The 7,285-nt window shown below is 73.7% G+C and carries 6 protein-coding genes; 3 read left to right on the top strand and 3 right to left on the bottom strand.

Going from position 1 to position 7,285, the window contains the following annotated elements:
* Together SSBG_RS33295 and SSBG_RS16935 are read right to left on the bottom strand one after the other, a co-directional pair.
* Nucleotides 1-207 (bottom strand): hypothetical protein (locus tag SSBG_RS33295; RefSeq protein WP_199781377.1); only part of this gene is annotated, 207 nt, incomplete at its 3' end.
* Between the two features lie 291 nt (nt 208-498).
* Nucleotides 499-3,552 (bottom strand): D-alanyl-D-alanine carboxypeptidase, encoded by a 3,054-nt coding sequence (locus SSBG_RS16935; RefSeq protein ID WP_008747315.1) that lies wholly within the window; start codon nt 3,550-3,552, stop codon nt 499-501.
* Nucleotides 3,553-3,611: 59 nt separating this feature from the next.
* Here SSBG_RS16935 and SSBG_RS16930 point away from each other — a divergent pair, with 59 nt between their 5' ends.
* The 3 genes from SSBG_RS16930 to SSBG_RS16920 all read left to right on the top strand — a co-directional run bounded on the left by SSBG_RS16930 (nt 3,612) and on the right by SSBG_RS16920 (nt 5,986).
* The gene (locus SSBG_RS16930) at nt 3,612-4,319 is read left to right on the top strand and encodes a GOLPH3/VPS74 family protein (RefSeq protein WP_008747314.1); all 708 of its coding nucleotides are present in this window, start codon (nt 3,612-3,614) and stop codon (nt 4,317-4,319) included.
* A 307-nt stretch (nt 4,320-4,626) separates the two neighbouring features.
* Complete coding sequence (locus SSBG_RS16925; protein ID WP_008747313.1) at nt 4,627-5,502, top strand: helix-turn-helix domain-containing protein; 876 nt, start codon at nt 4,627-4,629, stop codon at nt 5,500-5,502.
* Between the two features lie 280 nt (nt 5,503-5,782).
* Nucleotides 5,783-5,986 (top strand): DUF397 domain-containing protein, encoded by a 204-nt coding sequence (locus SSBG_RS16920; protein ID WP_008747312.1) that lies wholly within the window; start codon nt 5,783-5,785, stop codon nt 5,984-5,986.
* Nucleotides 5,987-6,188: 202 nt separating this feature from the next.
* On the opposite strand, the gene SSBG_RS16915 is transcribed toward SSBG_RS16920, so the two are convergent.
* Nucleotides 6,189-7,285: ADP-ribosylglycohydrolase family protein (locus SSBG_RS16915; RefSeq protein WP_008747311.1), on the bottom strand; the 1,097-nt coding region annotated here is incomplete at its 5' end.

Below are 7,285 nucleotides of genomic sequence, written 5' to 3'. Positions count from 1 at the left end.
AAAAAAAAAAAAAAAAAAAAAAAAAAAAAAAAAAAAAAAAAAAAAAAAAAAAAAAAAAAAAAAAAAAAAAAAAAAAAAAAAAAAAAAAAAAAAAAAGGAGGAAAAAAAAAAAAAAAAAAAAAAAAAATCGACATCCGTATACGGGGAGCGCGCAACGCGGCGCGCACCGTTCACGCCGTCCGCTCGCGTCGGCTCCGCAGTGGCCACCGAAGGCCCTCCCAACCCCGTGCCGGCCGCTCCCGGTCCTGCCGGGTGGACTTCGCGACCGCCTGTCCGTTCTGCCCCGATCCGGTGACGCTAGCACGCGCCCGGTGACCGGGGGCGAGGAGGCCCTCACCCCCGGTAGCCCACGCGCTCACCCCCGGTAAGACGCGCGTACGCACCCGGTCAGACGCGCGTGGACACGCTGCGCGCTCCGCCGGAGACCCGGTCCGCCCCGCCCGGGACCCGGTCCGGTTTCCCGGGCCGCCGGGCCGCCGGGCGCGCGGCCGGCCTCGCTCACCCGAGCCGGGTGAGCTTCGTGCCGAGGCCCGGTTCGCTGAGCGCCGAGCCGAGGACGACCGGCACCTCGACCGCGCTGCTCGTGCCGTCCCCGGCGCGCAGCACGCCGACCTTCGTCCCGGCCGCCGCCTCGTGCGGCGGCGCGGTGCCGTCGTCCACGAGCCCGAGCCGTACCGTCAGCCCGGGCCAGCCGACCGCCGTGAGGTCCTTCGCGGCGACGACGGGCGTCGTGCCGCCGAGGCCGTCGTCGACAGTACCGACGACGTCGCCCTTCTTCACGACCTTTTCGGCGACGAGCGTGCCCTGCGCGGCCTCGATGAGCGCCTTGCCCGCGTTGAGCGCGCCGGTGAGGATCGAGTTGTCCTCGGGGGCGGGCGGCTGGGCGAGCACGGCGCCGACGATGGTCCGCGTCGTGCCGCCGACCTCCTTCGTCGCCGCGTACAACAGGTTGCCGCCGGCCGCCGTCGTGGTGCCGGTCTTGATGCCGACGGTGTTGTTCATCGGGACGAGCCGGTTCCAGTTCGTCTGCGTCGTGCCGTTGCTGTCCTCGTACGAGGGCATCCGCACGACCTCGCGGAAGAGCGGGTCCTTCATCGCGACCTTGCCGAGCCGCACCTGGTCCTCGGCGGTCGAGACCGTCGTCTTGTTCAGGCCCGAGGGGTCGGTGTAGGTCGTGTTCCTCATGCCCAGGTCGTTGGCGGCCTCGTTCATCTTCGTGACGAATTCCTTCTCGGAACCGGCGTCCCAGCGGGCGAGCTGGCGGGCGATGTTGTTCGCCGAGGCGAGCATGATCGCCTCGATCGCCTCCCGCTGCGAGAGCTTCTGGCCCGCGTGCACGGGGACGGTCGACTCGTTCTGCGCGGACAGCCCGGCGTCGTCCTCGGCCTTCTGGTCCATGGTGATGCTCGCGCCGTCGGTGCCCTTCTTGACCGGGTGGTCGCGCAGGACGAGGTAGGCGGTCATGACCTTCGCGACGCTCGCGATCGGTACCGGCTTCTGGGCGCCCGAGGAGCCGAAGCTGCCGAGCCCGTCGACGTCCATCGCGGCCTGCCCGCTCTTCGGCCACGGCATGGGGGCCGCCTTGCCGGAGAAGCGGTACGTGGTCGCGGCGGTGAGCGAGAGCGTGGGCTGCGGCAGCGGGCGCACGGCCTGCACGACACCGAGGACGAGGACGACGAGCAGGACGAGCGGCGTCCAGATCTTGAACCGCCGCACGACCGTGCGCATCGGGGTCTCGGGCGGCGGCGGCCTGTTGGTCAGCTCGGCGAGCAGGTCGAGCGGCGCCTTGGGCGGCAGCGGCTGCTGCCGGGTCTCCTCGGCGCCCACGGCAGTCCCGGCCGGGATCTCGGCGGTGATCGAGGCGGGCGTCGCGGGGCTGCTGGACGTGGGGGTGGAACCGGTCGCGGCGTTGTCCGGCTGGGACGCGGTGTACCCGGCGCCGAAGGTCGTGGTCCTCGTGGTCGTCCTCGCGGAGGTCCAGGGGGACGACGTGGCGGGGGCGCCGGCGGCGGGGTCCGCGGGCTTCGTGGCCCGGGCGTCCGGCTTCGGGGGCTTGCCACCCTTGCCGGGGGCCTTCTCCGGGGCGGCCTCGCGCGGGCCGCCCGGTGCGGACGGGCCCGGGGTCGCTCCGGAGCCCGTGTCCGGCGTCCCGCCGGGGGTCTTGCGCGCGCCCTTGTCCGCGTCCGCGCCGTCTTCCGCGCCGTCGGCCCCGGTACGGGTCCCGGTGGTGCGGGGGTCCTTCGGGCGCAGGGCGGCGGGGCGCGCGTCGTCGAGGGGGCGCAAGGGGACGAACGTGCTCGCGCGCTCGGCGGGGGGCTCCTCCTCGGGGAGCGGACCGGCGGGCGCGGGGGACGCGCTGGCCCCGGCGCTCCGGGGCCGCTCCTCGGCCTTCCCGGGGGCGTCGCTCAGCTTCGAGCTCGGGGCCTCGGCCACGGGGAGTTTCAGGGCGGTCGTGGCGTGGTCGGCGGCGGGGCGCACGACGCCGAAGACGGAGAGCGAGGTGGTGGGAGTGTCGACCTTGTGGAGCGAGAGACCACGGGTCGCGGAGGCGGGGAGGGGAGCGGGGGCAGGCGCGGGCTCGGCGGCGGGGGCCGGGGTCGGCGCCGGGGTGGGCTCGGCGGCGGGATCGGGCTTCGGCTCCGCCCGGGGTTCCGGCTCGGCGTCCGGCTCGGCGTCGCGCTCCGGCCCGGGGCCGCCCGGTCGCTCGGCGGGCGTCTCCGGCTCGACGGGCTCGGCGGTCTCGTCCGAGTCGGCGGTCTCGTCGGAAGCGGCCGGCTCGTCCGGCTCCTCGGCCTCCTCGGCCTCACCCGGCGTGTCCGGCCGCTCGGCGGGTGCCTCGGCCGTCCGCGCCGCCGGGGACTCCTCGGGTGCGGGTACGGGGGTCTCCTCGGCCTGGGCGGGAACGGTCGCGGCGTCCCGTGCGGGCGCCTCCCCGGCCTCCGTACCCTCCGGCTCCGTACCGGCGTCCTCCTCGGCGTCCCGCGCCCACGAAGGGCCCGCGGGCCCGGCGGGCTCCTCCGGCCCGGCGGCGGGCTTCTCAGCCCGTACGTCGGGCTCCCGGGCCCGTACGGCGGACCCGTCGGCCCGTACGGGCGTCTCCCCGGTCCGTGCGGGCGTCTCCCCGGTCCGTGCGGGCGTCTCCCCGCCCGGTGCGGGCGTCTCCCCGGTCCGTGCGGGCGTCTCCCCGGTCCGTGCGGGCGTCTCCCCGCCCGGTGCGGGCGTCTCCCCGGCCCGTACCTCCGGTTCCTCCGTCTCGTCGGCCGTGCTGACCCATTGCGCGACCGCCGCGCGCAGCCGGTCGTCGGGGCGCGAGACGGGGACGCCTCCCCCCGTTCCCGTCGTACGTGTCCGGGCACTCTCCTCCGATGAGTCGTGCTCCTGTGCCCTGTCGGGGGACTCGCCCGCCACCGATGCCTCCTCCGTAAGCCGTGCGCGCACGCACGCGAACCGGTCGTGCTGCCGAACCTCTACCAGTGTCCTTGGCACGGCCGCGACTCGGGCTCGGGACAGGAACGACATGTGCACGCATTCCCTGCCGTAAGGGTCAGGCACCCTCGACAGACCAATGTGAGAGGGGTCACCCTGTCAGACATCCACGCGGGGAGGCATGGATGGGCAAGAGCCGCAGAACACTTCCGGAGGAGCTTCTGCTGCTCGCTCTGGACCCGGCCACGGGTACCACAGCGCAGCCGCAGTCGCTCGACCTCGGTCTGGCCGGAGCGCAGCTCGTCGAGCTGGCGCTGGCCGGACGGATAGCCCCGGACGGGGACCGGATCGCCGTGGTCGTACCGCGGCCGACCGGTGATCCGACCCTGGACCACGCGCTTGAGCTGTTGCGCAGGCGTGGCGCCCCGGTGCGCGCGGTCCACTGGATCGGTGGGCCACGTCTCGGGCTGCGTCAGACGTATCTCTCGCACCTGGAGCGCATCGGCATGGTCACCGCCGTCGCGGGCCAGATGTGCGGGGTGCTGCCGACGACGCGCTACCAGGCCGCGGAGACGTCGACGAGCAGGGAGATCAGGTCCCGGCTCGACACGGCGATCCGCACCGGCGTCCCACCGGACCCGCGCACGGCCGCGCTCGCGGCCCTCGCGCACGCGGTGGGCCTCGGCAAGCACCTCTACCCCGGCAACGAGGGGCGCTCCTCGCGCTCCCGGCTGCGGGACCTGATCCGGCACGACCCGATGGGCGGGCTCGTGGCGCACGCGGTCATGGACGTGCAGAACGGGGTCGCGGCGCCGGTACGGCGCGGGCAGGCACCGGGACGCGTGCCCTCCCAGCCGCAGCGGGCGGCGACGGTGAGCACGGCGGCGGGCTGAGGCCCCCGGCCGGCGTCACCCTCGGCGGAGGGTGACGCGCGCTTCACGGGTACGGGGCGGACCCGGCCGGGCGGTCGACGGCGCGGGACGCCCCGTACCCGTGCGCGCGCTCAGGCCGCGCGCGGCCCCGTACCACCCCGGCGCCCCTTTACACCCTCGGGCGCCGTTTCGTACTGCGCTTTCGCTGATTTGGCTCAACTCGACTGTTTGGCGCCCGGGTACGGCGTGTCGGTGGCACCCTGCTGAGCAGCAGACACGCGCCGCCCCGGGCGGGGCGGTGAAGAACGCGAGCCGGAGGTGCGCTGCCGTGGCGTCCAATGTCAACCCCACCGTCAGGCGTCGGCGACTGGGCCAGGAGCTGCGCAAGCTGCGCGAGGCCCGGAACATGACGGCCGAGGAGGTCGCGGAGCGCCTGCTCGTCTCGCAGTCGAAGATCAGCCGCCTGGAGAACGGGCGGCGCAGCATCAGCCAGCGCGATGTCCGCGACCTGTGCGGGGTCTACGAGGTCGAGGACCTGCGGATCGTGGACTCGCTCATGCAGATGGCCAAGGACTCGCGGCAGCAGGGCTGGTGGCACACCTTCGGCGACATCCCGTACTCCATCTACATCGGCCTGGAGACGGACGCGGCGAGTCTGCGGATCTACGACCCGCAGGTGGTGCCGGGGCTGCTCCAGACCCCCGAGTACGCGCACGCGCTCGTCACGGGGGCACTGCCCGAGACGGCCGCCGCCGACATCGAGAAGCGGGTCCGGGTGCGGATGGCGCGCCAGGACCGGGTCAGGGACGTCAACGCCGAGAAGCCGCTGCGCCTGTGGGCCGTCATCGACGAGGCCACGCTGCGCCGCCGGGTCGGGGACGAGGACGTCATGCGGGGCCAGCTGGAGCACCTCGTGAAGATGTCCCACCTGCCGCACGTCACGGTGCAGGTGATCCCCTTCGAGGTGGGCGCGCACCCGGGGCTCAACGGGCAGTACGCGGTACTGGAGTTCCCGGACACGGCGGACTCCAGCGTGGTCTACATCGAGGGCGTCGTCAGCGACCTCTACCTGGAGAAGGCGACGGAGGTCGAGCAGTACAGCGTCATGTACGAGCACCTGCGGGCGATGGCGCTCAACCCCGACGTGAGCCGCGACTTCATCACGCGCGTGGCGCACGAGTTGTACGGGGCGAGTGGGGAATGAGAGCCGAAGAGGCTCCCGCCGGGGTGAGTTGATCTTCTTGCCCCAGGGGCGAGGTGTTCGCGTGGCGCCGAACGGTACACCCTTTGCCGCTCTCGCGGTAGGCACCTCTGGAATATGCCATCCGGTCGGGTGAACGACCGCTTTCGGCGCGGCGGGTGGCGGGTAGCGTCGTTCACGCCAGCTGATGCGTCCCGAACAGGCACGTCAGGGGGCGTCCCGGCGTCCGTCGGCCGTCCCGGCGGGAGCGTCGCCACCAACTCGTACAACCGGAGCATTTCTCATGGCTATTCAGCACGGTCGCACCAACGAATGGGTCAAGTCCTCGTACTCGACCGGTAATGGCGCCTGCGTCGAGGTCAAGTCGCCCGTCTCCGCCGCGATCGCGGTGCGGGACTCCAAGGTCTCCGCGGGGCCCGAGCTGGGTTTCCCGGCGGCCTCGTGGGGCGCTTTCGTCACGGCTGTCGTCCGCGTCGCGGGCGTCTGATCACGCCCGCGCCACCGGCGCCCGCACCCCCGCGCAGCCGCTTGCCGACCCGTCCCCGGGCGGGGCGAGGCGGCAGGAGCCCTCTCGACCGGTCCGCCGTCCTGGCCGAGGGGGCTCACGCATGTCCGCGCGGGCCCGCGACCGCCTGTCTCCGCCTCCGCCTACCCCTGCCCCTGCCCCCCCCCGACTCCCCTCGTGGGCCTCAGAGTTCGCGGGGGTAGCGCTCCAGCCAGGCGAGGGCCGCGCGGTCCGGGGCGTGGAGCGCGGGGCCCTGGGTCATCTCCAGGGCGAAGTCCTCGGCGAGGGCGAGGAGGCTCGCGCGTCCTTCGAGGGCGGGGAGCCAGTCGGGGGGCAGCGCCGTGTCGCCGTGCGCGGCGCCGAGGAGGGCGCCGGCCAGGGCGCCGCGCGCGGCCGAGTGCGGGCCGTGGCCCACGGCGAGGAGCAGGCCGGTCCGGACGTCGGGGGCGACGGCGGCGGCCCACAAGGCGAGCGCGAGCGCGTGCGCGGGCGAGCCGTCGCCGAGCAGGGCGGCGGCGCGGGCGCGGCCGGGGGTTCCCGCGCGTACCGCGTCGAGCGCGGCGGCCAGCGCCCCGGTGACGGGCTCGTGCCCGGGGTGGCGGGCGAGGAGCGGCAGCGCGTCCCGTACGGCGTCCTCGGGGCCCGCGCCCCGGGTCAGGGCGTGGACGAGGAGGGCGTGGGCGCCCGCGGTGAGGCGCGTAAGGGGGTGGCCGTGGGTCTGCACGGCGCATTCCAGGGCGAGTTGGAGGACCAGGGCCGGGTCCCAGCCGCTGAGCAGCCCGAGCGGGGTGGAGCGGGTGGCGGGGGCGAGGCTCAGGGCGCGCGGGTTGCGGGGCCGGTCGAGGGTCCCCGGGCTCGCGTCGCCGAGGGCGACGAGGCTGTCGCGGTCGGGGGCGCGGCGGGCGTAGAGCCATTCCTCGCGGGCGAGCCAGCCATCGGCCGTACGGCGTTCGTCGGGCCCCCACTCGTGCTGCGTCGCGTACCAGCGGCGGTAGGCGGCGTGCAGGTCGGTGGGCGGGTGCCAGGCGCCGGTGTCGCGCCGTACCTGCGCGCGGATGAGGCCCTCGGTGGTGAAGAGCGCGAGCTGGGTGTGCGCGGTGACGGTCCCGGCGCGCCCGCCGCCGGGCACAGTGAGCAGTTCGCCGGGCCCGTCCGCCCAGAACGCCTCTCCCCCGGCCGCGTCCAGCGGTGCCCCGAGCGCGTCACCGAGGGCGGCGCCGAGGAGCGTCCCGCGGATACGGGCCCGGTAGTCCTGCTGCTCGGGACGGCCCCAGACGGGCT

The organism is Streptomyces sp. SPB074, from assembly GCF_000154905.1.
Lineage (GTDB): Bacteria > Actinomycetota > Actinomycetes > Streptomycetales > Streptomycetaceae > Streptomyces.
This window is presented reverse-complemented; position numbering and strand designations above follow the sequence as displayed.